The sequence below is a fragment of the Streptomyces sp. cg35 genome, assembly GCF_050410835.1.
Classification (GTDB): domain Bacteria; phylum Actinomycetota; class Actinomycetes; order Streptomycetales; family Streptomycetaceae; genus Streptomyces.
Genome location: NZ_CP191268.1, coordinates 8,964,758 through 8,987,612, shown reverse-complemented (window position 1 = coordinate 8,987,612; position 22,855 = coordinate 8,964,758). Strand labels below are relative to the sequence as shown.

Below are 22,855 nucleotides of genomic sequence, written 5' to 3'. Positions count from 1 at the left end.
CGATGCCGGTTTGCCGCGGAGGGGCAAGCTGGGCACTCACCATCGAGGACTGTATGACCGACTACCTGCCCGACGTCATGGCGATGCTCGGCCCGGCCCAGAACCGCTTTGCGGGCCCGGCTGCCTGGGACCGTCTCCATTCGGATCTCGGCATACAACTGCCGCCCGACTAACAGGTCCTGGTCGACGCCTATGCCCCGATCCGGCTCAATGGCCACCTGAGCCTCCACCATCCGGCGACCGAGCGATGGAACCTAGGCCAGCAGATCCGGAGAAGTGTCCAAGCATGGTCCGAGGTGCCATGGGACGAGCTGGATCTCGACGCGAACGAGGACCCGCGCCAGCTCTTCGGACTCGACGAGCTGACCTTCGGCACCCGCAACGGGCTGTGGCCGATCGCGAGCACCGACCGAGGTGAGACAGTTTTCCTCGTCGACGCCATCAGTGCCCCCAGGCTCCTGGTGAGCTTCGACGAAACCTGGGCAGAGCACCGCATGAGCTTCGCCGAATGGCTCTACCGCTATCTCATCGGTGAAGACATGACCGGTCCCAACAGCGCAGCCTTCTATCCAGATTCTGTGCAGATGCAGCATCTGCCGATGTCCGCCGACGCACGCCCCGAGCCTTGGTATGGCCCGGACCGCGGCATGTGAGGGAGTGAACTGCGCTGGCAAGAGCGGCAGCCTGAATGAGATGGGTGCGGATCCTCTGAAGTGAAGGCTTCCTTGCGTGAGCTCAGTTCGTGGCGTCCCATTCATCAGCAGTCATTGGCCTGGCGTCTGGGTAGTGCCGTCGGATCTCGCTGAGTACCCACTCGTCTGCTGTGCGGACGTCCCAGCTTGAACTATCGAACTCTCGCAGGGTCAATACGAGGTCAGTCCCCGCATACCCTTCGAAATCTCCGTCGACCGCCTGCAGGTAAGGCGCGTCCATGGCGAGCAGCTCAAGGGTGGGGATTCCATGGGCTGAAGCCCTGGCCAGCTCGGCGAAGCCGGGGTGCGGGCGATCATCGAAGACCTGGGTTCGCCATGTGAGGCCGAGACCGTAACTCCCCAGGCGGACCAAAAGCTCGGCCAGGGTGACATAGTGCCGGTCGGTCGCGTGCCCGACATGCGGGGCACTGTCCCGCCAGGCGGCGAAGGAGATCATCTGCGTCGTCGTCGGTGTGTTGGTCATGAGTGCAGCGCCCTGCTCCGATTTTGAGGAGTCACCGGTTCCAGCTCGTCCATTGTCCCGGTTACCTCGCGAGAGGGATCGATCGGGCGGGCCCCGGAAGTCGGTCATTCGCCCTGCCGAGGGCGGTGGCTGGCTTCTACCGTGGTGGAGTGGAGGTGGGGCGCCATGGTGTCTTTGCCGGAAGAACTGAAGGCCAGGGAAGCTGCGGCCCGGCAGAAGGTCGAAGAACTTCAGTCGGAGGCAGCCAAGTTGGCCGTCCGGTTGGCGGAGGCCAGAGAGTACCTGTCTCGGCTGGAGATCACTCGGGAGACCGTCGCGCAGGTCCTAGCGGACCTGTCAGCCGCAAAGGCCGCGGCCGAGCCGGACTCTGTGGAGACCAATGGGCGTCAGGAGAGTGAGACATCAGTGCCGCATGGCGTCGGCGTCATGATGGTGCCGCCGTGGCGGGAGGGTCTGGTCGTGGCGGTGCTGCCAGATGTCTACCGGGACATCGTCGAGATCATCGCGGATGCACCGGGACCGGTGCAGGCCAAGCAGATCGTCCCACGGATCGGGCTGCCGACGACGACCGGGAAGATCGAGGGGACCCCGGGGAAAACTGAAGCGGCTGGTCGAACGGGGCTGGCTCGACGAGGACTCGCCGGGACAGTTCGCCCTCGCCCGCCAAGGACCGGGCCGGGAACGCGCCAACTCGCGGTGACCAAGGGCTCTTCTCCGTAGATTCGAAGGTGCCAACCGAACGAATCACTCCCGAAGAAGAGCCCTCGATGGAACCGTACGACGCCTTACCCGAGCCTGATCCGTACTCCGCCTCCCACGATGCCTTCGAACGCCTCATCTCGACGCTGGCCGACGGCCCGTCGGCGGACGTGCCCCACGATGCGCTGGAGACCCACCTCGAAGTGCAGGGACGCGCGCTGCTCAGGTAGTTGATGCAAGACCACCTCGATCTGCGAGCCTCGAAGGAGGAGGCCAGGCTGCGAGCGGATGGACCGCAGCCGGTGGTACTCGGTCCGGAAGGACAGCCGCGGACCTGGCGAGAGAGGCGCCACCGACGGCTGCTGACCTGTGTGTTCGGTCCCGTGCGGGTGACCCGGATCGCCTATCGCGGCCGCGACGTGGCCAACGTGCATCCGGCGGATGCGGAACTCTCACTGCCCGCAGGTCGGCACTCGCGGGGGTTGGCCCGCCTCGCGGTCCTGGAAGCCGTCCGCGGTTCGTTCGATCAGGCCGCCGCCGCGATCGAACAAGGGTGCGGGAAGGTACTGGGCAAGCGCCGGCTCAAGGAACTGGTGGTCCAGTCCGCCGTCGACATCGCCGCCTATTACGCGGTGAAGATCCCAGCTCCGTGCACCCGTGAGATGCCGCTGGTCATCCAGATCGACGGCAAGGGTGTGGTGATGCGGCCTGAAGCACTGCGGGAGGCCACTCGTCAGGCCGCGGCCAAGACCGCGGCGGCCGGGCGCCGCGGACGCTTGGCCCCGGGCGAGAAGCCCAACCGCAAGCGCATGGCAACGGTGGCCTGCGTCTTCGACACCGCGCCTGCCCCGCGCCGGCCGCACGACATCATCCATCCACCCGGCGGCCGCAGCGACTCCCGCCATCCCCGACCCGGCCCGAAAGCACAGCGGAAATGGTGCACTGCCTCAGTGACCTGCCCACCGGAACAGGTCATCGGCGACGCCTTCTCCCAGGCAGATGCCCGTGCCCCGCAGCATCTACGGGACTGGATCGTGCTCGTCGACGGCGCCCGACACCAACTCGACCTGATCCACACCGAAGCAGCCCGCCGCGGCATCCGCCCGACCGTCCTGCTCGACTTCGTCCACGTCGCCGAGTACTGCTGGACAGCCGCGCACGCATTCCACCCGCCCGGCAGCCGCCAGGCCGAGACCTGGGCCGCGGACAAACTCACCGCGATCCTCGCCGGGCACGCCGACCGAGCCGCCACCGAGATGACCGCCCAGGCCGCAGCCGAACAACTTCCCACCGCCCGCAGCGAGGCAGTGACCACCTGCCACCGCTACCTCACCGGCCATCTCGACCAACTCCGCTACGACACCGCACTGGCGGCCGGCTGGCCCATCGCCACCGGCGCCGTCGAAGGCGCATGCCGCCATCTGATCGCTGACCGCCTCGACATCACAGGGGCCCGCTGGGGCCTCGACGGGGCTGAAGCCGTCCTCCAACTCCGCGCGCTGATCACGAATGGAGACTTCGAGAACTACTGGATCGTCCATGCGGCTCGCGAACATCAGCGCCTCTATCCCAGCCCTGACCAGCAGAACTACAGGCTCACAGCTTGATCCCGACCGTCACTTCAGAGGATCCGCACCCGAATGAGATGACCCCCTACTGACTACTGGCGCGTGCGGCCCACCCAAAGGTTCGAGGCCTTGGGCAGGCCCTTCGCCGACCGCGGCTATGACCACGACGTCTACCGCGACCGGTTCCGCGCCCGCGGCATCGTGGCGGCCATCGCCCACCGCGGCACCCCGCACGGCACGGGCCTGGGCACCTAGCGCTGGGTCGTGGAGAAAAGTTTCGCGTGGCTGCGCGGCTTCCGACGTCTGCGGATCCGCTGAGAACGCCGGGCCGACATCCATGAAGCGTTCCTCCAGCTCGCCTGCTGTCTCAGTACCCACCGACAACTCAACGCATTGAGTTGAGACTTGGATGCAAGGCCGCTGGTCACACCAGGGTGTCCGTGACTCATGCCATGATCCGGCCTCATGACTGACCGATCGCTTTCGCCCGCTTGGCTGACCTCATGGACAGACCGAGTCTGCCGCACTCTCACGGCCATGAAAGGCGAGTTCGAGCATCGGCACGGTTTCCCGCCTGGGACCAACGAGGTTCGGCCGGCCGACCACGACGATCAAGCCGCGGCTCGCACTCTTGCCCAAGCCACTCCTACACCGGCTGACCTGATCACCTTCTACGACATCATCGGCGACCTCACCTGGGCGGACGTCGGAAACGGCTACTTCTTCGATCCACCAGATGACCTCCTGCTGCGGCTCCAGGAGCGCGGAGTTGTCGACGTCGGCACAGGCCAAAAGGCCCGCGGTCTGGTCATCGGCTCGAACGGTGGTGGCCTGGCCTACGTCGTGAGCCCTGATGGAGCGGTCTACCGGACACGGACGGCGTCGTTGGATGAACCGGAGTTCGACAAGGTGGCCGATGGCCTACAGCAGTTTCTGGAGCTCCTGGAGCTATCCCTGACACAGTTCGTCGCCGACGGCGAAACGGGATACCTGTAACCGCAGACGCCAGCGCCCATTCTGTTAGCGACTATTAGCCTTCACGGAGTGAGGTCTGCCGCCGTCGCAGACGACGTCGAATTCATTCTGCACTTGGCCGAAGGGATGGCAGAGCGGGGAGCTCTTGAGCCGGAAACTCTCCGAGACCTCAGGGCTATTGACCGGTTCGTCGAGGCGACGCGCCTCCGCGGCGTGGAAGGACCATGAGTTGAAGCTTTGACGGGTCTGAACGCTCTGGCAGACACGGCAGTTGGCAGGTGGATGGCAGGCGTGGATGGCAGGCAGTGCAGGGGCTTCACCCGCTTGGGCGGCTCGGGCGGTAGTCCGGGTCACCCAGAACGGGCGCTCAGCGCCTCGTCTCGTACCTGGTCAGGATCACGCCGCAGGGAAGCGTCCGCGTCTCCACCAGGTTGAGGTTCACCCAGTTGTCAACCGCGGTGAAGAACGGCGTGCCGCTGCCCACCAGGACAGGCGCGGTGGCCAGCACGTACTCGTCAATCAGCCCGGCCCGCATCGCCGCCCCGGCGAGCGTCGCGCCGCCGATGTCCATCGGGCCGCCGTCCTCGGCCTTGAGGCGGGTGATCTCGGCGACCGCGTCGCCGGTGACCAGGCGGGTGTTCCAGTCGACCTTGTCGATCGTCGAGGAGAACACCGCCTTCGACATGTCCCGCCAGCGGCGCGCGAACTCGATCTCCGCCGGGGTGGCGTTGGGCTGCTGGTCGCCGGTCGGCCAGTAGGAGCTCATCGTCTGCCACAGCTTGCGCCCGTACAGCGACAGGTCGGTCGCCTGCAACTGGTCGGACCAGAACTGGAACAGCTCGTCGCTCGGCACGCCCCAGCCGATGTCGTCGCCGGGCGCGGCAATGTAGCCGTCCAGGGTCAGGTTCATGCCGTAGATGAGTTTCCGCATGGCGCCAGCCTTCCGTGAGTCGGTCTCACGCGTACAGACCGGCGCGGCGCGGGAAACTCATCGGTGCGCGATCCGAGCTCACATGTAGTCCTCGTGCTCGGTTGCTCAGCCGCAGACTCATCGTTCCGCCTAGGAGATGGCATCGACCTGAGACGATCTTGGGTGACATCGCGGTGCGACGACAGAGAACCAGCAGGTCACAGAAGATCGACATGTCATCGGCGGCGAGACCCTACAAGCTTGTCATCGGCGGCGAGACCCTACAAGCTTGCCAGGGCGTCCACGGCGGGTTCGCACTCGTAGCGGAGTTCGCAGTGAATCCGTACGTAGTGGTCGTGCTCACCGCCGTCGTCACTGATGTCGAACTGTCGCTTGAGGTCCACAGTGAACATCGGACGCCCGCTGAAGGCGTGCGTGCCGTACTGGAAGAGCAAGCCGTCTGAGTCGGGTGTCGGCGCGGTGGCCAAGCGCTGCCGCGCGAGTCGCATGAAGGCCAGCCGTGCAGCCCACGTGGTCAACTCAGCCTTCGTCGATCGCCCCACCTCCAGCTCGGCAGGCAGGACATCGCGGGCTTCCTCCATCCGCGCCCTGTCATGCACGTCAGCTCTCCTCGGTTCGTGGATCAGCACCCCAACTTCGTGGGCCGGATCAGATCCAGCCCTGACCAGCCAGGCAGCCACCTTCCGGCTCGCAACGCTCAGTCACTGCTGCACGGAACCTGAGCCAGAACCTCGTTCTCACGCCATCGTCGGCAGCGGCCTCCTCCGGAACGACCGTCCCGGAGGAGGTGGCAAGGCTGCACGACCGCGCGTACACGCCGTTACGGGCCTGTGTGCCGGCCGTCAGCCCTCGGTCCTTCGCACGCACAGAGCCCGTCCGCTGGGTCCTCCGTGCGGCTCCCCCGTTTCGAGGCTGTAGCTGGAGTGGTGCAGCGGGCACGTGATGCGCAGGGCACGGGTGTTGACGTAGCCGTGGGCCAGGTGGCCGCCGCGGTGGGGGCAGTGGGCTTCCGTTTCGAACTGGCGGTCACCGACGGTGATTCTCAGTCGGTCCTCGCCGATCTGCTCGATCGTCACCTCCGGCGGGCGCTTCACGGCGCCGTCCGCTGAGCCGACGCGACGGCGGATTCCGTCGCCGCTCCAAGGATTTCGCTGGCCAGCATGAATCCGGTCCAGACCTTGGCCGGCTGAAGGTCGGCCTCCGCGTCGAACTCCCTGATCGAGTTCTGGAGTTCCTTCATGTGGAACGTGTCGATGTGCAGGTGTTCCGTGTAGTAGCGGGCCCCTTCGAGGCCGAGCCGCTTCGCGCCGTCGGCGAAACACTGGAACGCGTAGAGGATGCTGGACTCGAGGTAGCACAGGCAGCCGAGGAAGTACTCGGGCCGCGGGGCGCGGGTCGCCGCCCAGAAGAACATGTTGACGTAGTCGAACGTTTCCGGGTTGGTGGTGTGCAGGTAGTCCCGCTCGTCCTGCGACAGGTTGAGTTCGGCAGCGAGTTCCCGGTAGATGTTGAAGTGCGCCTGGTCCAGGTTTCCGCAGCCGAACTCGTCGACGAGGACGCGGAAGATCGCCATCTTGGCCCGTTTGGGCAGACGCCAGACGATCGGCAGGAAGGATTCCGACTCGGTGAGCCCGTCGACCGCGAACTGGGCCACCACTTCGCGGAACTGGTTGAGCGTCAGATCCTGGGCGAGGGCGCGCTCATACTCCGGCGGGCTCGCTTCCTCCTCGGCGAGGCGCTCGCGCACGTGCCACTCGGCGATCCCCGACAGAGACGTTGGCGCCCCGTCCGTCCCTGGGCCGCGTCTCGTCGAGCATCCGGTACGTTCGCCGACGCCCGGAGCGCCCCCAGGTAAACCTTCAGGCGGCCTCGCCGAGTCTCACCCACGCTTCCAAAGAAGGCCGTGCACAGGAGAGTTGAGTGCGCTTCCCGTCGTGTCCTCGGCGGCATTCTGGCGCTGTGCTCGAGGAGATTGACGCCGCGTTGACGGCGCGGGCGGCGGCCCGTCCGGGCGAGGCGGAGGCAGGGCTCACAGACGCGCGGCCGCGCGGAGCAGGTCGTCGACGGCGGCGAGGACCGCGTCGGGCCGTTCCTCGTGCAGCCAGCCGTGCCCGGCGTCGTCCAGGACGCGGTGTTCGCCGCGCGGCGACTCGGCGGCGAGTTCGGCGTGCAGGGCGCGCTTGGCCGCGGCGATCTCGCCGAGCAGCTCCGCGGGCCACAGGTGGGCCTGGGTGGCGTCGTGCCCCATGGCGGAGAGCACGATCGTCGGGACGTCCGGGGTGGGCGACGCGGCGCGCAGTTCGTCGGCGACCTTGTCGTAGAGGTTGTCGTTCTCGCGGCCCGCGGCCCGGAAGGTGGCCAGGTGGCGGTCTGCGAGCGGTCCGCGCACGGCGTCCGGCCAGGCGGCGAAGTGGGTAAGCAACTGCTCTCGGGCGGCCGCCAGTTGGCCGGCGGTCGGCTCGGTGCTCTGCTGCCGCTCCAGGTGCCTCGTCATCCGGTCGAGGTGGTCGCGCGCCTCCTGCGGCACCCGTCGGCCGAGGTCCTCGTGAAACGGGTCGAGCAGCAGCAGGCCGGCCACGTCGGCGGGGTGGGTCCGGGCGTAGTGGCGGGCGTAGGCCCCGCCGAGCGAGTGCCCGACGAGCAGGTAGGGCCCGGGCACACCGGCCGTCCTCAGCAATGCGCGCAGTTCGGCGACGACGTCGGCGGCCGTGCGCGGCAGCGCATCGGCGCCGTCGCTCCAGCCCGTGCCCGCGCGGTCGTAGAGGACAGCGGTGGTGCGCTCGGCGATGCGCTCGTGAAGGTTGAGGTAGTCGAGGCCCATCATTCCTGCCCCGGCGAGGAGGACGACGGCCGGGCCGCCGGCCCCGGCCCGGTGCAGCATCAACTGCCGTCCGGTGACGGTGTGGTGGCGCCCCAGCGGCGGCCGGTGCACGGTCATGGCGTTCCCCCTCGGCTCGGGCGCGCACGTCACGCGCCACGATGCGTTCTCCCCTGCGAGCGACACATTCTCAACTTTGAGAACGTTATCAGCTGTGAGAACGTACACCCATGGACACGGTCGATCTCCTCCTCCACCCGGTCCGGCTGCGCCTGGTGCACGCACTGTCCGGCGACCGAACGCTCACCACGTCACAAATGTGCGCGCTGCTGCCCGACGTGTCGAAGGCGACTGTGTACCGGCACGTGGGCGCGCTCGCCGACGCCGGCCTCCTCGACGTCTCGGACGAACAACGGGTGCGCGGCGCCGTGGAGCGCACCTACCGGCTGCGCCGGGAACGGGCAGCCGTCGACGCCGAGGCCGCCGCGCAGGTCACCCCCGACGAGCACCGGCGGATCTTCGCCGTGGCGACGGCGACGCTGCTCGCCGAGTTCGGCGCGTATCTGGACCGGGACGGCGCCGACCCGGCGGGCGACCAGGTCGGCTACCGACAGCACGCGATCTGGCTGAGTCCGGCCGAACGGGCGGAACTGATCCAGGAGTTGCGGTCCGTTCTGATCCGCCACATCGGCAACGCCCCCGCCCCGGACCGCGTCCGCCACCTCATCAGCCCGATCCTGTTCCCTGCGGAGGAGCCGCCCGCTACCCGAAATCCTTGAACCGCGGCCGCACGGGAACCGAACTCCTCGTTGCCCGGAGCGGCACAGCGGTAACCGGCAAGGCGGCCTTCTTCGCCCGAGCTGAGACGGCCACCGCCTGGCATCCCACGACTTGTGATCCCAGTCGCGTACCTCGCCGATGACTAGGGCGACGGTCGCCCCCCACACGCACGGGCGGCAGTTCCTGCACGAGTCGCTTCATTCCCGGCTCGCTTCCGCGGCGAATCAAGTCCAGTGAGGCACCCACCGGGTCGTACTCATCGAGCTTGTCCGTGAGGCCCCATGGCTGGTGACTAGTGATCGTTGCTCGCACTGTCTCATCCCTTCCGCAGACATATGGTCGACGGCGGATGGGGTGGGAGCTGGAGCGAGTGGTGGGTTGAGGAGGGGATGCCGCCATGGCGGAGGAACCGAGACACCCCCTCAGCGAGCTTCGGCAAGGAGGCAGACTCCCAGGAGAAGCGAGCATCCGTTTCACCCACGCCGCCAAGGAAGAGTGACCAGATGCGCACGCGACTCCTCCTCGGCCTGTCGCTGCTCTCCAGGCTCTGCTCGCCGCGACCTTCGGTTACGGCGCCGCCAATCTCGTCCCCACCTTCAACTCCGTGCAGCTCGACGTGTGACTCGCCTTCCACACCGAGCTGATGAGGATGAGCGGGATCACCATGCAGGGGCGAAGGCGGCCTCCGCTCTCGGCGCCCTCACGCTGGCCGTTCTGACACGCGAGCGGACCCGACTCCTCGCAACCACGGCCGGGCTCCTCACCGTCACATCACTCCTGATCACCCGGTGCGGGAACGTCCCGATCGACAGCCGCGTCAAGCAGTGGGCCGCCGCCGTGCCGCCGACCGACCACGCGAAGATCCTTAGCCGCCGGGAACTGTCCAACGACTCCCGGACCTGCAAGGCCGTTGCCGCGTTCGCCATCCTGATCTACGTTGCCCTGCGCTAGGCAGAGAGGGAGGCGACCGCGCACCGCTGAACACAATCGGTCGTCGCGATCGGCCGACCCGTCGACTGGCACGGTCAGCGGAGAAAATCCATCAGCCGGTCGTTCAACTGCTTGGGTGCGGTGAGTGGCAGGGAGTGGTGGGTGGCTCCGGGGAGCAGGGCAACGTCGCCGTGCGGGAGGATCCGACGGGCCCTGTCTGCGACTTTGACGGCTCGGTGGGCGCCGCTCTGCTCCGCGAGCAGGACCAGCACCGGCATGCGCAGGTCAACGGTTCGGGGGCGGCCTCCGGTGACGAACTTGCGACCGGGAACAGTGGTGGCCAGCGCGTAGAGGCGCTGCCAGGTCTCGTCCGGGTGGGCACCTGCCGTTTCCCAGTCCAGGAAGGCGCGAGCACGGGCCTGGCTCGGGCGGATCAGGGTGGGCAGTGCGCGCAGCAGGTACCCAGGGCGGAATCCGGCGAAAACCTGGGTGGGATCGACGAGAGCGAGGCGGTCGACGCGCTGCGGTGCCTGCAGTGCGTATCTGACGGCCAGCCAGGCACCGTACGAGTGACCGCACAGGTGCGTGCGGGCGAGCCCGAGCCCGTCCAGCAGGGCGTCCAGCCAGGCTGTCAGATCGTCGGCGTTCTTCAGCGGTGTGCCTCGGCGTTCGGTGCGGCCGGCGTCGCCCAGCAGGTCCACCGCATGGACCCGGTAACGCTCGCCGAGAACCGGTGCGTTGGCGAGCCAGACCAGACCGGTGGCGGAGCCGCCGGGCAGCAGGACCAGTGGGCTGCCGTCCGCAGGGCCGTACACATGGACCCGGGTGCGCCCGTACGGCGTGGCGACGTCGCGTTCCTCGGTGGACTCGGGCCAGCGAGCGCGGAGTTCGTCGTAGGCGAGGTCGAAAGCGGACGGAGTCACAACACATTCCTCTCGCTCACCGATATTCTCGTTAAGCGAGATATTACGCTGCGGCCGGAAGGAATGGGCATGGACGAGCAGAGTCCGGCGATGGAGCTGGTTCACCTGCTGCGCCAGGTGACCGTGGAGTTCGACCTGCTCGGCGCGGAGTTCGCCGCCCGGCAGGGACTGCATCCCACCGATGTGCGCGCGCTGATCCACCTACTGGACGCGGCGCGGACCGGAACCCGTGCCACGGCCGGGTGGCTCGGCGGGCAACTGCGCCTCAACTCGGCCGGGACGACCGCCCTGGTGGACCGGCTGGAGCGGCTCGGTCTCGTCCGGCGCCACAGGGACACGGCCGACCGGCGCCGCGTGCTGCTGGAGGTGGAGGACAAGGCCACAGAACTCGGGTGGGCCTTCTTCGGGCCGGTGATCGGCAAGGTAGTGGCGGCCGCCGAAGGTTTTGAGGCGGGTGAGCTGGAGACGGTACGCCGCTTTCTGACCTCGGTGCGGGAGTCCGCCGGGCGTGCGCGCTCGGCCTGAAGCGGCAGCGGCGCGGCGGCGGCGTGACGGTTCGCTCGACGGCGACGGTGCCGCACGACCCCGCCCGCTCCTCTCTTCGTCGTCACGGTGCGCGGCGCCCGGGGCGCGCAGCGGGCGGGGACCGGTCCGGGGCCTCGCTCAGGAACATCCAGGGCAGCGGATCCAGCAGAGCTGCACCGCCATCACAGCCGGTGAGCGTGCGAGGGCCGCAGCGCGATCGGACCGCGGCCGTGCCCCGGCGAGGACGAGGAACCGCTCTGGCTCCAGGCGGGCGGGCCCTTTGGTGAACCTCCCCTACGCCCCGGCTTGCTGACCGAGCCGTGATTCACTGCGCGGCCTGCCAGCTCAAGGACGCCGGAACGCGACAGACGCGGCTCCAACTCCAGTCCCCGGGTAAAGGTGCCCCCAGCGGCTTGTTCGGGCAGGTGGCGAGCTTGTCGGCCCGTCGTTCGCCGCCTGGAGGCACACGTTCTCGTGGGTCTGGGCCGCGCCGCCGCTTTCTTGCGCGGCCCGAGGCGGCGCGGCGTTCACCGTTCGGAGCATCATCTGGCGGCGTACAGAGGCACCCTTGATCACCTATGACATGGGGCGCCGCACAGTCACCGCCCTCGCCACCGAACGTCAGCCGAGCGAGGACCGCTCGGCCAACCTCTGGTGCAGCTCTTTGATGTCGGGGACCAGTTCGTCCACCGGGCCCTCGACCCTCACGTGCGGAGCGATCTCCTCAACGGGCAGGGCGCGTACCGGTGCCTGCGGGCGGCCCCACTCGGTGAGCCACTGGCTCAACTGGGCCGAGGAGGCGACGTACACGATCCGGCCGAGCCCGACCCAGGCGTGGGCTGCGGAGCACATGGGGCAGTGCTCGCCCGAGGTGTAGACGGTGGCTTCGCGCCGCTCTGCCTCGGAGAGGTGGCCGGCGGCCCAGCGGGCCAGCTCGAACTCGGGATGTCGCGTGGCATCGCCGCCCGCGATCCGGTTGCGGTCCTCGGCGCGGACGGCGCCCGTGCCGTCCACGAGCACCGAGCCGAATGGCTCGTCCCCGGCCTCAAGGGCCTCGGCCGCCAGCGCCACGCACCGCCGCAAATAGGTCAGTTCAACCTCGTTCATCACAGCCCCTCTCAGCTGTCTCTGTCACCAACGCAGGTCCTGCCGATGGTGACACGCCCCAGCCTGCGGGATTGCGAACCTGAAGCGAGCCGCCGCTGACTTGTTCCGGACAGCAGCGGGCGCGGTCAGCGGGCGACGGTGACGTTCAGTGGTGCGTCCGGGCAGGCGTTCCGCTTCTTGCCGAGCGCGGCTTTCTCGGGAGGGTAGAGGGCGAGTTGCCAGCGCAGCTTGGTGACTGCCCAGTCCGTCACATCACATCCGTGCAGCGATTACTGGTGCGACAGACGCCGGGCGAGAGAACCCGCAGGGTGTGCAGTCCCGCCCGGAGTGAGTCCGAGAGCGCATCCCAACTTAGGGAGCTCTCCAGCGGCGGTTCCAGCGGAAGCGACTCACGCACGGCGCCAAGGAACGCCTCCCGGTCCATACGTCCCTCGGTCGACACCACCAGGGTTGGGCCATCGCGGTGGGTGGCTGCGTCAAAGATGCCGTCGACCGCCTCATGCGCCACGATCGCGAAGTCACTGCCCAAAGGAGTCACCACCGAACCCGGACGAAGGCCAAATTGCCCGCATCACCACCTGCGTCCAAGTGCCATAGGCCTCGCCGCTCTGCGTTTTCTTGACGCCGAACCTACCCCGGCTACGAACGCCAATCGTCGCCGCTCATGTGGGGCGCCACGGGAACAGGGGCAGAGGCTCCGTATGCGGAGTTTGGCTGTTTCGGGTTATCGGGCTGTCGGGTTGTCGGGCTGTGTCAGTCCGAGGTACCGCACTTCTCCACAGTCGTCATGGTCACTGCGGAACCGGTCAGAGGGCCCGGTGCGAGACTCACGATCGGGTCCCTGTTCAGGAATTTGATGGACACGAGGGAGCCGTCTGGATAACGCCGCCAGGTCCGCCCCGCAGCGTCAGTGATCGTGATGTCCGATACGTACGCGTCGGACAGTTTTCCCACGGGTTCCTGAATGGACTTCCTGTCAATCTTGGAAAAATCCCTGGGCAACTCGATGCGCGTACAGGGAGGCAACGTCCCCAAGCGGATTCCGGCGTCGTCGTCCTTGTTCAGTCCCAGCCACGCCGTTGCCGGGTCGAGTGACCGGTTGACGACCACGACCCTCGTCCCCTCAATCCACACGACGATCTTTGAAACCTGGCTCCGCGCCTCCTCCTGCTGCTCTTCAGCCGAGTGCCTCAGCTGATCGTCCGCTACCTGAGCGGCTTTCCAGGAGCTCCAAGCGGTCAGCCACAGCCCCAGCGCGGCTATCACGGCAGCCACAACCGCTGTGTGCTTCGCCCAGTCAGCGGCCCGGTACCAGCCGATAACCCGGCGGAGCGGACTCGTCGCGGCGGCAGGCGTGGTCGCAGGTCTGCGAGGGAGTGGGGGCTGCTGAGGGATCGGCGGGCGGGGCGCACCGGTACGTATCCGAAGTCGCGGTCGGCGGTGTGCCACAGGACGCCTCCTGTCCAAGTCCCCCACAGCAGACGCCGAGAGGCCCGGGCACCGAAAGTCCCCGATCAACGCTGAACTACCCACCCCTAAAGGGCGACGAACGCAAGGACCACAGGCGACACGGTGCCGCCCAACTCCCCCAACACGGCGACCGCGCCCCCGTTGGAGGCAAGCGCTGTAAGTTGCGCACGAGCCGTACGGCGCGAGAAGTAGGCAGGGCCGCGCCGGTCGACAGACATGGCGATGACGCAAGCACCGCCCGCGCCTGCCTCCGTCCATCGCAGCACGCGGAAGTCGCCACGGCACGCGCGCAGAGTCCACAGCTACGAGAAGGCGGTCGTTATCGGGTGCAGGGCGTCGGCTCTTCGGCTCGGCACGACTTTCCGGGGACGGCAAAAGGACTTGTGTGCACCCCGTCTGGGTGATCTCTGCCCAGTGATCGTGACTGCGCTGGTCTGCGGGGCGGTTGGACGGATCATGAGTAAAGATCTGACCCGTACTGCACGGATCCGCAGGGCCGCCACCGCGCTGGCTCTGACCGCCGGCCTCGCGGCGTCCGGCCTGGTCGCGGCCGGGACGTCTGAGGCCGCAGCGAAGGGCTGCTACATCACCGCGAAGGCGGCCTCGCTCCGGTCCAAGCCGTCTTCACGTTCCACGTCGGTGGGCGTCGTGTACAAGGGCAACAAGTGCTCTGATCGATCCTCGGCCTACAGCGGCGGTCACAGCTGGTGGAAGGTCAAGATGACCACGGGCAACGCCAAGGGCCGCACCGGGTGGATCCGCGGTGATCTGGTCCACCCCGCGGCCGCGGACGTACCGACCGAACTGCACTGAGACCAACTGCCGTTGACCTCGGCGGCCGCCGGGCTGGCGGCCGCCGAGCTCCAGAACCGGGGCCGGGCACAGCCGTTCCCGCTCAGGAGAGCGACGGGGCACCGTCGCCCGGCCGCCGCGGAAAAGGCCGATCTCGGCTACCTGTTCCTGGCGCGGGCGTGGAGATTCAGGTCCGCTGGCCGAGGCATGCGCGGGCGGCACCCGACTGGCTCACCGAAGCAGTCCCGGCGAGCCGGCCGGTGGTCCTCACTATCCAGACCGCCAACATCCATTCGATGCGTCTCGCCGCAAAGTTGCGGTTCACCTAGGCAGAACGATTCGAGGCCTGGGGCGCCGAGCAGTGGCCCGGCATGCGTTCCTCCTCCATCACGCCGTCCCGTTAAGTGCGTGCTCGGGTGCGGACCGCACTCAGGTCAGCCAATCCAGTCTCGGAACCGGGCGTCTGATGGCCCGCACGCCCCGTCGGCCACGGCATTCTCGTATGCCTGTCGGGCGGCGGCGTCCCGGTCTGCAGAAGAGGTGCCGGCGGGAACGTAGGACCCGGAGAAGACCGTGCATGCTGGATAGACCGGCTGGACGGCGTACCAGCCGAAAGCAACGACGGCGGTCAGGATGGCCGCGGCGATGAGCTGACGCTGTGGCGGGCGGAAAACCTGGTTGATCACCTGTGGATCGTACGGAGTGCGTCTGCTGGCCTTGAATACTGGGGCGGTCCACAGGGGTACCGGTGCAGCCTGATGGGTCTCCACTCGGCCGGGGCCGAGCGAGGTGTCGATCAGCAGGCCGGTGGGCAGTCCCTGGAGCTCGTCCCTCAGCGTGGAGGGGACGGAGACCATGGGAGCGCGGATCGGGTCGAGAGTCTGCGTTCAGGCCTGACGGCGCCCGTACCCGCTCTCCGCAGGTCCTTCCGACGGCGCGGGCGCGGGCTTCCGCTGAAGACTACCGGGCGTCGCGGCGCCGGCGCGCGCTCGAACTCGGCGACATCCGACATCCAGGGACCGTGCTGTTCGAGTGCGGCGTAGCCGCCTCGGACGAAGGCGTTCACCAGGTTCCGGTACCCGCCGATCCCGTCGACCAGGCTGTACTCGACCCGGTACTCCGGATCCGATCTGCCTTCACCCTCGCGCAGCGTCGTGATCCGGGCGATGGAGTCCGCGTAGAAGTGGAGCTGGATCCCTTCACCCATCTCCTCGTCCTCGATGGTGAACACTTCGTTGTCCGCGGCAGAACGATCGCCGACGAACTCCCAGAACTCCGCGGCGGCAGTGCGGGGACTGCCCCGTAGCCACTTCTTCTCGACGCCCTTGTCGTCGGTGAACGACAGGACCGTCTTCCTCGCGCTGCCGCCGAAGTCGGCGTGGTGGTCGGCAGCCTCCTCGTCATCCTCGATGGGTGTGCTCCTGGAGCGGTCCGCGGCCTCCGAGCACATCAGGAAGCTCACGCTACGCACCGCGTCATCGACGAACTCAGGGTGTGCACGGCGCACGGCCGCTTCGACCGTCGTCTCCATCCGACCCCAGTCGCGCCTGTCCGTGGCGCGTTTTCCCCGTCGTGGATCGCGGCCGATCCGCATCCCGGCGCACGCCTGCTCCGCCGTGGCGATCACCCGCATGACCTCGGGCAGCAGCATGGGGTCGACGGCATCGGGCATCCGCCTCGGAACCGTCGCGCCGTGCAGATACTGGCCCGTGTACCTCAGAATCGCGGCGTCGAGTGGACCGAGCGCCGCTCCGCGCTCGGCGCGGCGGCGGTCCACGTGGTACTCCTGAGCTCGTTTCTCGTTTGGCGTCTCTGTCGCCGTGCGCATCGCCGCGTATACCTGACCGCGCTCAAGTAGACCGATGTCGGCCCCGTGGGCGATAGGCCGGCTCCTGTCCCACCGGATGCGCTGGAAGAGCGCGTCGACGTCCGCGGGCGAGGCAAGGAGGATCGGGTTGAGGAGGGCGACGGCAGCGTTCTCGTCGAGGCGGCCGCGGGTTCCGGCGGCGTCGAACAGCGGAAGGACCGCACTCCACAGCAGCAGGTGTCTGGCCAGGTCCTCCCGGATCACCGCAAGGTGGGCTTCGCTGATCGGGAACGTGAACGTGCGCGGCTCGTGGTTGGCGTCGGCCCCGGCACCGAGCATCAGCTTCAGCTCGCCGTCCTCGCGGATCACGTTCGGGATCCAGCCGCTGCTGCGTGTGAAAACGATGTCTCTCACGGACTCAGCCTTCCCAGGAACGGCGCCGTCTGGCATCACTGCGATGCTGCAGCCCCACCCCGCACCAGCTGTTCACGACCACCGTGCACATTCGACGTCGAGGCGTGTGTCGGTGCGCACCCAGACTTCGCCCCCGGCGGCCTCGGCCGGGGCCTCGACTCGTTCGATACTGAGGAACTCGATCAACTTGAGCAGTTCGGCTCGTTCGGCTCGGTCATTGTCGACATCATGCGCGTCGAAGAAGACGTAGTACTGGCCGCTCGGGTTCACGCTGCCCGAATCTGCCCAGATCCGAGCGACTTCTTCGATCGCCGCTGCTTCTGTCGTGATCGTGGCGGCGCGGGCGGCACCGCGCTTCTCCGGTGACGCGTCGAGGTCGGCGAGGTCGGAGAACCACTGGCCGAAGCGGTCGAGGCTGGCATATCCGTTCTCAAAGAACAGCATCGCGCTCGGGAGGTAGCGATTGGCCCTGTCGACCCGGAGGTACTCCGACCGAGGTTGGTCCGCGTCTTTGATCCGGGAGATCACACCTTGCCCGGGCATGAGTACCAAGCTCTGTCCCGACGGTTCATCATTGATGGTGTAGATGCCGGAATCGCGATCACGGAAGAACGCGGAGAACGCCACGTACGCTTCCTGAGGGTCGCCCACGGAGACCTGTTGGTCGTTGCCATCACCGGCAGCGAAGACGAACTGTTTCGGTCCAGGGTTGTAGGGGCGAGCCATGTGCGTCCTTCGTTCACGTGTGTCAGCTCCAGCAGCGTAGTCGAATCAGATCGGACGGACCTGCCGTTCATCGCCGACGAACAGCCAGGAGAACCGGCAGATCGGCCTGCCCCGCGCCCCGTCAGCCGTCGCGTCATGTCAGGCCCGCCTCGTAGGTGGCGATGGCGGCCTCCACCCGGTTGCGTACGCCGAGTTTGCGGCGCGAGGCACTGACGCAGACCCTCACCGTCCCCTCGACCAGGTGCAGCCGCCCCCCGATCTCGGCGTTGGAGAGCCTCCCCACTCCCCGCCCGCTCAACAAGCCGCCATTCACCGGCAGTCGCCGGCCTCGGGTCTCCGTCTCCTGGCCGCTCTCGCGCCCACGCGGGAACAGGCCATGACGACCATGCGGAAGAAGGCGTACGTGACCCTCGACGAGGCAGCGTGCTGCCTATTGGCCGTATCGCCGCCGACCAGCCGTACTACTCGGGGAAGAAGAAGCACCGCGGCATGTACGTGCAGGTCCTCGCGGATCCAGCCGGCCGTCTGATCTGGACCTCGGACGCGTCACCCGGGGCCGTGCACGATGTGACCGCGGCCCGGACCCACGGCACTCCCGCCGCTCTCGCCGCCGACGTCGTCAAGTGCTGAGCGAACAAGGCGTGTCAGGGTGCAGGACATGCTGTCCGCGTCCCGTTCCGGGGCAAGGGTCTGAGCGGCTAGGTCGACGTCACGACCGCGCTCACGCCGATGTCAGCAGCCTCGGCGAACGTGCCATGGCCCTTGAGCAACTTGGCCCGGTTGACGTGTCCTTCGACGACGCCGGAGTTCCAGGGCAGGATGAGTCCGGCAATAGCCGCGCCCCGGTCTCGGTCGGTGCCGACCGCGAGACAGGGCGAGAATGCTCCTCTTCGCAGACATCATCCCGCCGCCCCCACGGCCGACGGCCGGGGCCGTGCAGCCGGAGACGGTCAGTCAGCCGGGGCAATCACTCAGCGAGACCACCAAGCGCGTCGTACCCGTCAGTTGGGTTGAGGGGCTACCTCTTCGAACCGGACGGACGAGGAAGATGCGTTCCACCTCGTTATCGGTGATCGTCAGGGCCTCCTCGTACGTTGTGGCACCTCGCGAACTCAACCACGGCTTCGGCCTGGCCACTTCGAGGCCGCACCTGGCACGGCTGGCACCATCACGTCACCGCCGCTCAGACCTACCTCACCTTTCGGTGCCTGGACCCAAAAACACCGAGTCCGGCCTGACCCTCTGCCAAGTCCCCGACACCCTGATGGACATGCTGCGTTGCTGGACCGGCACCTGCACGAAGCACTGCTAGTGCGCTGACCAAGTAGGTTCGCCGGGTTGGATATCCGAGCGGTTGGATGAGCGGTGACGTCCGATCCGACCGCTGGGGGTGTCGTGGCTGAGCCTGTCCGTGTGCGCAGGTTGACTGACCAGGGGTACAGAAGCTGCAGCAGATCGTGCGCCGGGGCAGCACCAGTTCGGTGCGTTACCGGCGCGCGATGATGTTGCTGGCCTCGGCTGGCGGGAACCGGGTGCCGGTGATCGCGACGTTGGTGCAGGCCGACGAGGACACGGTCCGGGACGTGATCCACCGGTGCAACGAGATCGGTCTGGCCTGCTTGGACCCTCGGTGGGCGGGAGGCCGTCCCCGCCTGCTCGGTCCTGACGATGAGGACTTCGTCGTCCAGACGGCCACCACCCGCCCGACCAAGCCTGTTGCAGCCCTTCACACGCTGGTCCCTCCGCAAACTCGCCGCCTACCTGCGCCGCGTACACGGCCGTGTGATCCGGATCGGCCGCGAGGCGTCACGGTGCCTGCTCGCCCGCGGCGGCGTCACCTTCCAGCGCACCAAGACCTGGAAGGAATCCCCCGACCCCGAGCGCGACGCCAAGCTGGACCGCATCGAGGAAGTACTGAATCGCTTCCCGGACCGCGTATTCGCGTTCGACGAGTTCGGCCCGCTCGGCATCCGCCCCACCACCGGAGCCGGCTGGGCCCGCGCCGACCACCCCGAACGCCATCCCACGACCTACCACCGCACCCACGGTGTCCGGTACTTCCACGGCTGCTACTCCATCGGCGACGACACCCTGTGGGGCGTCAACCGCAGGAAGAAGGGCGCCACGAACACCCTGGCCGCCCTGAAGTCGATCCGCGCGGCCCGCCCGGACGGTGCCCCGATCTACGTCATCCTGGACAACCACTCCGCTCACAAGGGCGACACGATCCGCCGCTGGGCGAAGAAGAGCCGGGTCGAGCTGTGCTTCACCCCGACATACGCGTCCTGGGCCAACCCGCTCGAGGCCCACTTCGGACCATTGCGGCAGTTCACCATCGCCAACTCCAACCACCGCAACCACACCGCACAGACCCGATCCTCCACGCCTACCTCCGCTGGCGCAACGCGAAAACCCGCCACCCCGACGTGCTGGCCGCCCAACGCCGCGAACGCGCCCGTATCCGCAGCGAGAAGGGCATCCGCTGGGGCGGCCGAAGTCTGACAGTCGCTGCCTAAAACTGCCCGCACTCCCCGGCGACCACACACTACGGTGAGACACATGTCCGAGCGCTCCGTGCGGGATTTCTACGACGAGTTGGCCCACGACTACCACCTGATGTTCCGGGACTGGGACGCGAGCATGGCCTACCAGGCCGAGGTATTGGGCGGACTCGTCCGCCAATCTCTCGGCGCGGGACCGCACAGGGTCCTGGACTGCTCGTGCGGGATCGGCACCCAGGCCATCGGGCTGGCCCAGGCCGGGCACCAGGTCATCGGCAGCGACCTGAGCGCGGTTGCTGCAGCGCGGGCCGCCGCCGAGGCGGCGGCCCGGGGGTACCGGCTTCCGGCCGCTGCGGCTGACATGCGCCAACTGCCGTTCAAAGAGACATCATTTGACGTCGTGCTCTGCGCGGACAACTCGCTCCCGCACCTGCTCACCAGGAAGGATCTCCGGGCGGCCCTCCTCGGCATGAGACGGGTACTCCGAGACGACGGACTGTTGCTGATCACTGTCCGGGCCTATGACGAGACGCGTCAGACCAGACCCACGGCGGCACCTCCCCAGGTCTCGGAAACACGCGATGGCCACGTGATCACCTTCCAGCTGTGGCACTGGCATGAAGACGGCGAGCGCTACAACTTGGAGCACTTCCAGCTCATCCCCACGAAGAACACCTGGCAGGTCCGAGTTCGCCGGAGTACCTACTGGGCGCTGACGACCCCTCAGCTGACAGAGTTCGTGGCTGAAGCCGGCTTCACCAATATCACCTGGCACAGTCCGGCCTCCAGCGGGTACTACCAGCCCGTGCTCACCGCACAGCGCGCTCCCTCAGCGCAATAGTCCAGACATCGATTCCGCGAATCCTGGCTTTCCGCTCATCCATGGCAACCCGGCGAACGTTACCGGTCAGAGCATTAGGCGCGAAGGCCCGCCCGCCGGAGCGTCAGTGCCGACAGGTCGGCGATGACGTCCGGATCCCCGCGGCGCCAGGCACCGGCCAGACCGTCGGGCGGCGACGGGATCACGGCCAGCGGGCGTTGCGGCCCGGTGAGGGCCCGGAGGGCCAGGAGATCGGCACCGCCTGGGGCGTCGAGGAGGTGGCGGGTGGTGGCGGTGCGGCGGATCCATAGAAGGCGCGGAACGAGCCACAACACCAGGATGACAGCGGTCGGCAGGACGATCAGGGCGAGTGCGGTGAGGGTGGCGATGTGGCCCACGGTGTCCTGCAACGACTGTCCGGCATCGGAAAGGCTGGTGCCGGCGTCGGCTGCGGACTTCAGCGGCGTCTTCAAGGAGTCCCCGACCAGCGGGACCTTCGAGGCGGCGTTGCCCGCGTCGCCGAGACTGGAGGCGAGGCTGTCACCCGCGCTCTGCGCCTTTCGTCCAGGCTCTGCCAGCGTCAGGATCGCGTCCCGCACGACCAGGGCGAACTTCACCACGACCGCGATCAGGAGCAGAGCAATCAGGTCCGCGACCAGCTGACGACTCCGGCGCGCAGGGGTTTGGGCGTAAAGACGCATGGACGGTACTCCCGTTCCGACGCTGGTATCGATGAAGGCCGACTCCGGCCCCTGTACCCGGCACAATGGCGTCCTGCACCATCGCACCGATGAATACCCGCACAACGGGCCGCCGTGCCCTCCTGCCCGAGACAGCCGTCTCGGACACAACACCATTAGCTGGATGAGGCGATGAGTGCCTCATCAAAACGGGGACATCACCCGCCGCGGCTCGGATCATCGGCTGGCGGAGCGAGCACGTGAGATGGAGCAGGCGTCATACGCCGTGGACCTCGACGAGTACCGAGCCCAACGAGACAAGACCACGCGACAGAACTGTCCCAACTTCATCAAGCGCCCGGAAACGCTCCCCGCCGAGCGGATTTCCCTGCTCCCTCAAGGCGCCGCTCCTGCCTCCGGCCGCTCCACATCGGCTGCGGCGACGCTTCTCTTGGGGACTTGCACTTACGTTGTCGATGTGCGCTGTCATGATCGATGCCTGCTGGCCCCTGCTCGCCATCGTCCGCGCCACGACGACGGAGGTCGTCTGGTCCGGCTTCTACCCGCCCCAACGGCCGGAACGGGGAGAACTACCCCCGGGGCCCTACGTCTTCTCACGCCCGGCCTGCGACGAGACCCTGGCCGCGCCGGTCCCGCTCCCCCAGGCTCTCTCGCCCCGCCGCTGGGTAAGCGACAGCTACCAGGAGGTGGCCCGCCGTCATCGCCCCTTCAGCCGTCGACGGTTGATCCAGGACCCCTGAAGTTCCTCAACTTGCACAGCGGCACTTCTGCCAGCGGCCGCGTGGACAATCAGCGGCGCGACCTGCATGTGGACTGTGGGCAGTTGCCAACGTTGGTCACCGCTGAGCGTCCGTGGGAGACCGGCGCCCCTGTGCCACGCGCGTCTCTGCGTGGATCATGAGGGGCACCACCACCTCGTGCGGGGAGACATCCAGCTCCGCCGTCCGCTCGGTGGTCACCGGCGGATCCTCACACCCCGCCTCACTCCGCGGTCGGCTCTCCGACAGTCACGCTTCATCGTCACCGTGTGCGGCCGGACTTCGCGCACAAGAGGGCTGCGCCGAGATCGACGACCGCCACAGTCCGAGCACACCGTGCAGCCAGGCTGCTGGCCACACAACCGACCGCGAAGCAGAAGAGCGCACGCCAGGGCGGAGACCCAGCACTCAGGACAGGCGACCTCCCTACGATG

26 protein-coding genes and 4 pseudogenes are annotated in these 22,855 nt (G+C 67.6%); 14 read left to right on the top strand and 16 right to left on the bottom strand.

Translation table 11 applies throughout. The features are described 5' to 3' along the window. Nucleotides 1-296 precede the first annotated feature (296 nt). Nucleotides 297-653, top strand: coding sequence for a hypothetical protein (locus ACQUQD_RS41245; protein WP_428957371.1), 357 nt, complete (start codon nucleotides 297-299; stop codon nucleotides 651-653). Nucleotides 654-735: 82 nt separating this feature from the next. Here the strand turns inward: ACQUQD_RS41245 and ACQUQD_RS41240 are convergent, their stop codons facing one another. Further along, the gene (locus ACQUQD_RS41240; RefSeq protein ID WP_428957370.1) at nucleotides 736-1,176 is read right to left on the bottom strand and encodes a hypothetical protein; all 441 of its coding nucleotides are present in this window, start codon (nucleotides 1,174-1,176) and stop codon (nucleotides 736-738) included. A 165-nt stretch (nucleotides 1,177-1,341) separates the two neighbouring features. Here ACQUQD_RS41240 and ACQUQD_RS41235 point away from each other — a divergent pair, with 165 nt between their 5' ends. The 4 genes and pseudogenes from ACQUQD_RS41235 (at nucleotide 1,342) to ACQUQD_RS41220 (ending at nucleotide 4,439) form a co-directional block, all read left to right on the top strand. Continuing rightward, nucleotides 1,342-1,896, top strand: a complete 555-nt coding sequence (locus ACQUQD_RS41235) for a hypothetical protein (RefSeq protein WP_428957369.1) — start codon at nucleotides 1,342-1,344, stop codon at nucleotides 1,894-1,896. A gap of 47 nt (nucleotides 1,897-1,943) precedes the next feature. Continuing rightward, a pseudogene (locus ACQUQD_RS41230) lies at nucleotides 1,944-3,482 on the top strand (ISKra4 family transposase). 42 nt (nucleotides 3,483-3,524) lie between these two features. After that, nucleotides 3,525-3,845, top strand: a pseudogene (locus ACQUQD_RS41225) (transposase); the annotation flags it as partial. A 135-nt stretch (nucleotides 3,846-3,980) separates the two neighbouring features. Then, a complete protein-coding gene (locus ACQUQD_RS41220) occupies nucleotides 3,981-4,439 on the top strand; it encodes an SMI1/KNR4 family protein (RefSeq protein WP_428957368.1) in 459 nt (152 codons plus the stop codon). Nucleotides 4,440-4,785: 346 nt separating this feature from the next. Here the strand turns inward: ACQUQD_RS41220 and ACQUQD_RS41215 are convergent, their stop codons facing one another. The 5 genes from ACQUQD_RS41215 to ACQUQD_RS41195 all read right to left on the bottom strand — a co-directional run bounded on the left by ACQUQD_RS41215 (nucleotide 4,786) and on the right by ACQUQD_RS41195 (nucleotide 8,287). Next, on the bottom strand, nucleotides 4,786-5,349 hold the full coding sequence (locus ACQUQD_RS41215) for a dihydrofolate reductase family protein (protein ID WP_428957367.1): 564 nt from the start codon (nucleotides 5,347-5,349) through the stop codon (nucleotides 4,786-4,788). Nucleotides 5,350-5,609: 260 nt separating this feature from the next. After that, complete coding sequence (locus tag ACQUQD_RS41210) at nucleotides 5,610-5,948, bottom strand: hypothetical protein (protein ID WP_428957366.1); 339 nt, start codon at nucleotides 5,946-5,948, stop codon at nucleotides 5,610-5,612. Between the two features lie 243 nt (nucleotides 5,949-6,191). Continuing rightward, complete coding sequence (locus ACQUQD_RS41205) at nucleotides 6,192-6,443, bottom strand: Rieske (2Fe-2S) protein (protein ID WP_428957365.1); 252 nt, start codon at nucleotides 6,441-6,443, stop codon at nucleotides 6,192-6,194. Further along, nucleotides 6,440-7,096 carry an iron-containing redox enzyme family protein gene (locus ACQUQD_RS41200; protein ID WP_428957364.1) on the bottom strand — a complete coding sequence of 219 codons (657 nt, stop codon included), beginning with the start codon at nucleotides 7,094-7,096 and terminating at the stop codon, nucleotides 6,440-6,442. Before ACQUQD_RS41200 ends, ACQUQD_RS41205 begins: the two co-directional genes overlap by 4 nt. Before the next feature lie 282 nt (nucleotides 7,097-7,378). Further along, a complete protein-coding gene (locus ACQUQD_RS41195; protein ID WP_428957363.1) occupies nucleotides 7,379-8,287 on the bottom strand; it encodes an alpha/beta fold hydrolase in 909 nt (302 codons plus the stop codon). Between the two features lie 110 nt (nucleotides 8,288-8,397). On the opposite strand from ACQUQD_RS41195, the gene ACQUQD_RS41190 reads away from it, so the two are divergent. Together ACQUQD_RS41190 and ACQUQD_RS41185 are read left to right on the top strand one after the other, a co-directional pair. Further along, nucleotides 8,398-8,946 (top strand): helix-turn-helix domain-containing protein, encoded by a 549-nt coding sequence (locus ACQUQD_RS41190; RefSeq protein WP_428957362.1) that lies wholly within the window; start codon nucleotides 8,398-8,400, stop codon nucleotides 8,944-8,946. Between the two features lie 619 nt (nucleotides 8,947-9,565). Beyond that, nucleotides 9,566-9,898 (top strand): hypothetical protein, encoded by a 333-nt coding sequence (locus ACQUQD_RS41185; protein ID WP_428957361.1) that lies wholly within the window; start codon nucleotides 9,566-9,568, stop codon nucleotides 9,896-9,898. A gap of 74 nt (nucleotides 9,899-9,972) precedes the next feature. On the opposite strand, the gene ACQUQD_RS41180 is transcribed toward ACQUQD_RS41185, so the two are convergent. Beyond that, the gene (locus ACQUQD_RS41180; RefSeq protein WP_428957360.1) at nucleotides 9,973-10,800 is read right to left on the bottom strand and encodes an alpha/beta fold hydrolase; all 828 of its coding nucleotides are present in this window, start codon (nucleotides 10,798-10,800) and stop codon (nucleotides 9,973-9,975) included. A 69-nt stretch (nucleotides 10,801-10,869) separates the two neighbouring features. Between ACQUQD_RS41180 and ACQUQD_RS41175 the strand changes: the two genes are divergently transcribed. Next, the gene (locus ACQUQD_RS41175; protein WP_428957359.1) at nucleotides 10,870-11,325 is read left to right on the top strand and encodes a MarR family winged helix-turn-helix transcriptional regulator; all 456 of its coding nucleotides are present in this window, start codon (nucleotides 10,870-10,872) and stop codon (nucleotides 11,323-11,325) included. Nucleotides 11,326-11,946: 621 nt separating this feature from the next. Here ACQUQD_RS41175 and ACQUQD_RS41170 read toward each other — a convergent pair. The 4 genes from ACQUQD_RS41170 to ACQUQD_RS41155 all read right to left on the bottom strand — a co-directional run bounded on the left by ACQUQD_RS41170 (nucleotide 11,947) and on the right by ACQUQD_RS41155 (nucleotide 13,707). Then, entirely contained in the window at nucleotides 11,947-12,432 is a 486-nt protein-coding gene (locus tag ACQUQD_RS41170) for a nucleoside deaminase (RefSeq protein WP_428957358.1), read from the bottom strand. Nucleotides 12,433-12,557: 125 nt separating this feature from the next. Then, the gene (locus ACQUQD_RS41165) at nucleotides 12,558-12,683 is read right to left on the bottom strand and encodes a hypothetical protein (protein ID WP_428957357.1); all 126 of its coding nucleotides are present in this window, start codon (nucleotides 12,681-12,683) and stop codon (nucleotides 12,558-12,560) included. Continuing rightward, on the bottom strand, nucleotides 12,680-12,961 hold the full coding sequence (locus ACQUQD_RS41160; RefSeq protein WP_428957356.1) for a hypothetical protein: 282 nt from the start codon (nucleotides 12,959-12,961) through the stop codon (nucleotides 12,680-12,682). Before ACQUQD_RS41160 ends, ACQUQD_RS41165 begins: the two co-directional genes overlap by 4 nt. 224 nt (nucleotides 12,962-13,185) lie before the next feature. Then, nucleotides 13,186-13,707: a hypothetical protein gene (locus tag ACQUQD_RS41155; protein ID WP_428957355.1), complete on the bottom strand. Its 522-nt coding sequence runs from the start codon at nucleotides 13,705-13,707 to the stop codon at nucleotides 13,186-13,188. A 651-nt stretch (nucleotides 13,708-14,358) separates the two neighbouring features. Between ACQUQD_RS41155 and ACQUQD_RS41150 the strand changes: the two genes are divergently transcribed. Continuing rightward, a complete protein-coding gene (locus ACQUQD_RS41150; protein ID WP_428957354.1) occupies nucleotides 14,359-14,715 on the top strand; it encodes an SH3 domain-containing protein in 357 nt (118 codons plus the stop codon). Nucleotides 14,716-14,796: 81 nt separating this feature from the next. Beyond that, a pseudogene (locus ACQUQD_RS41145) lies at nucleotides 14,797-15,098 on the top strand (GNAT family N-acetyltransferase); the annotation flags it as partial. A gap of 30 nt (nucleotides 15,099-15,128) precedes the next feature. On the opposite strand, the gene ACQUQD_RS41140 reads toward ACQUQD_RS41145, so the two are convergent. From ACQUQD_RS41140 to ACQUQD_RS41125, 4 genes are all read right to left on the bottom strand, one after another. Further along, nucleotides 15,129-15,380, bottom strand: a complete 252-nt coding sequence (locus tag ACQUQD_RS41140) for a hypothetical protein (protein WP_428957353.1) — start codon at nucleotides 15,378-15,380, stop codon at nucleotides 15,129-15,131. Nucleotides 15,381-15,526: 146 nt separating this feature from the next. Continuing rightward, a complete protein-coding gene (locus ACQUQD_RS41135; protein ID WP_428957352.1) occupies nucleotides 15,527-16,915 on the bottom strand; it encodes a DUF6357 family protein in 1,389 nt (462 codons plus the stop codon). Nucleotides 16,916-16,987: 72 nt separating this feature from the next. Continuing rightward, nucleotides 16,988-17,641: a DUF6357 family protein gene (locus ACQUQD_RS41130; protein ID WP_428957351.1), complete on the bottom strand. Its 654-nt coding sequence runs from the start codon at nucleotides 17,639-17,641 to the stop codon at nucleotides 16,988-16,990. A gap of 133 nt (nucleotides 17,642-17,774) precedes the next feature. Further along, nucleotides 17,775-17,924, bottom strand: coding sequence for a LuxR C-terminal-related transcriptional regulator (locus tag ACQUQD_RS41125; RefSeq protein ID WP_428957350.1), 150 nt, complete (start codon nucleotides 17,922-17,924; stop codon nucleotides 17,775-17,777). A 140-nt stretch (nucleotides 17,925-18,064) separates the two neighbouring features. Here ACQUQD_RS41125 and ACQUQD_RS41120 point away from each other — a divergent pair, with 140 nt between their 5' ends. The 3 genes and pseudogenes from ACQUQD_RS41120 (at nucleotide 18,065) to ACQUQD_RS41110 (ending at nucleotide 20,983) form a co-directional block, all read left to right on the top strand. Beyond that, the gene (locus ACQUQD_RS41120; RefSeq protein ID WP_428957349.1) at nucleotides 18,065-18,271 is read left to right on the top strand and encodes a transposase family protein; all 207 of its coding nucleotides are present in this window, start codon (nucleotides 18,065-18,067) and stop codon (nucleotides 18,269-18,271) included. Between the two features lie 765 nt (nucleotides 18,272-19,036). Continuing rightward, nucleotides 19,037-20,157, top strand: a pseudogene (locus tag ACQUQD_RS41115) (IS630 family transposase). Between the two features lie 43 nt (nucleotides 20,158-20,200). Next, on the top strand, nucleotides 20,201-20,983 hold the full coding sequence (locus tag ACQUQD_RS41110) for a class I SAM-dependent methyltransferase (protein ID WP_428957348.1): 783 nt from the start codon (nucleotides 20,201-20,203) through the stop codon (nucleotides 20,981-20,983). A 74-nt stretch (nucleotides 20,984-21,057) separates the two neighbouring features. On the opposite strand, the gene ACQUQD_RS41105 is transcribed toward ACQUQD_RS41110, so the two are convergent. Next, nucleotides 21,058-21,663, bottom strand: coding sequence for a hypothetical protein (locus ACQUQD_RS41105; RefSeq protein WP_428957347.1), 606 nt, complete (start codon nucleotides 21,661-21,663; stop codon nucleotides 21,058-21,060). Nucleotides 21,664-22,130: 467 nt separating this feature from the next. Between ACQUQD_RS41105 and ACQUQD_RS41100 the strand changes: the two genes are divergently transcribed. Further along, entirely contained in the window at nucleotides 22,131-22,403 is a 273-nt protein-coding gene (locus ACQUQD_RS41100) for a hypothetical protein (protein WP_428957346.1), read from the top strand. The last annotated feature ends 452 nt before the right edge of the window (nucleotides 22,404-22,855 follow it).

Bases quoted from the DNA above. Each gene is read 5' to 3' on its own strand.
- ACQUQD_RS41175 (WP_428957359.1), top strand. From the start codon at position 10,870: ATGGACGAGCAGAGTCCGGCGATGGAGCTGGTTCACCTGCTGCGCCAG.
- ACQUQD_RS41240 (WP_428957370.1), bottom strand. From the start codon at position 1,176: ATGACCAACACACCGACGACGACGCAGATGATCTCCTTCGCCGCCTGG.
- ACQUQD_RS41195 (WP_428957363.1), bottom strand. From the start codon at position 8,287: ATGACCGTGCACCGGCCGCCGCTGGGGCGCCACCACACCGTCACCGGA.
- ACQUQD_RS41220 (WP_428957368.1), top strand. From the start codon at position 3,981: ATGAAAGGCGAGTTCGAGCATCGGCACGGTTTCCCGCCTGGGACCAAC.
- ACQUQD_RS41170 (WP_428957358.1), bottom strand. From the start codon at position 12,432: ATGAACGAGGTTGAACTGACCTATTTGCGGCGGTGCGTGGCGCTGGCG.
- ACQUQD_RS41190 (WP_428957362.1), top strand. From the start codon at position 8,398: ATGGACACGGTCGATCTCCTCCTCCACCCGGTCCGGCTGCGCCTGGTG.
- ACQUQD_RS41130 (WP_428957351.1), bottom strand. From the start codon at position 17,641: ATGGCTCGCCCCTACAACCCTGGACCGAAACAGTTCGTCTTCGCTGCC.
- ACQUQD_RS41110 (WP_428957348.1), top strand. From the start codon at position 20,201: ATGTCCGAGCGCTCCGTGCGGGATTTCTACGACGAGTTGGCCCACGAC.
- ACQUQD_RS41150 (WP_428957354.1), top strand. From the start codon at position 14,359: ATGAGTAAAGATCTGACCCGTACTGCACGGATCCGCAGGGCCGCCACC.
- ACQUQD_RS41100 (WP_428957346.1), top strand. From the start codon at position 22,131: ATGATCGATGCCTGCTGGCCCCTGCTCGCCATCGTCCGCGCCACGACG.
- ACQUQD_RS41215 (WP_428957367.1), bottom strand. From the start codon at position 5,349: ATGCGGAAACTCATCTACGGCATGAACCTGACCCTGGACGGCTACATT.
- ACQUQD_RS41235 (WP_428957369.1), top strand. From the start codon at position 1,342: ATGGTGTCTTTGCCGGAAGAACTGAAGGCCAGGGAAGCTGCGGCCCGG.
- ACQUQD_RS41105 (WP_428957347.1), bottom strand. From the start codon at position 21,663: ATGCGTCTTTACGCCCAAACCCCTGCGCGCCGGAGTCGTCAGCTGGTC.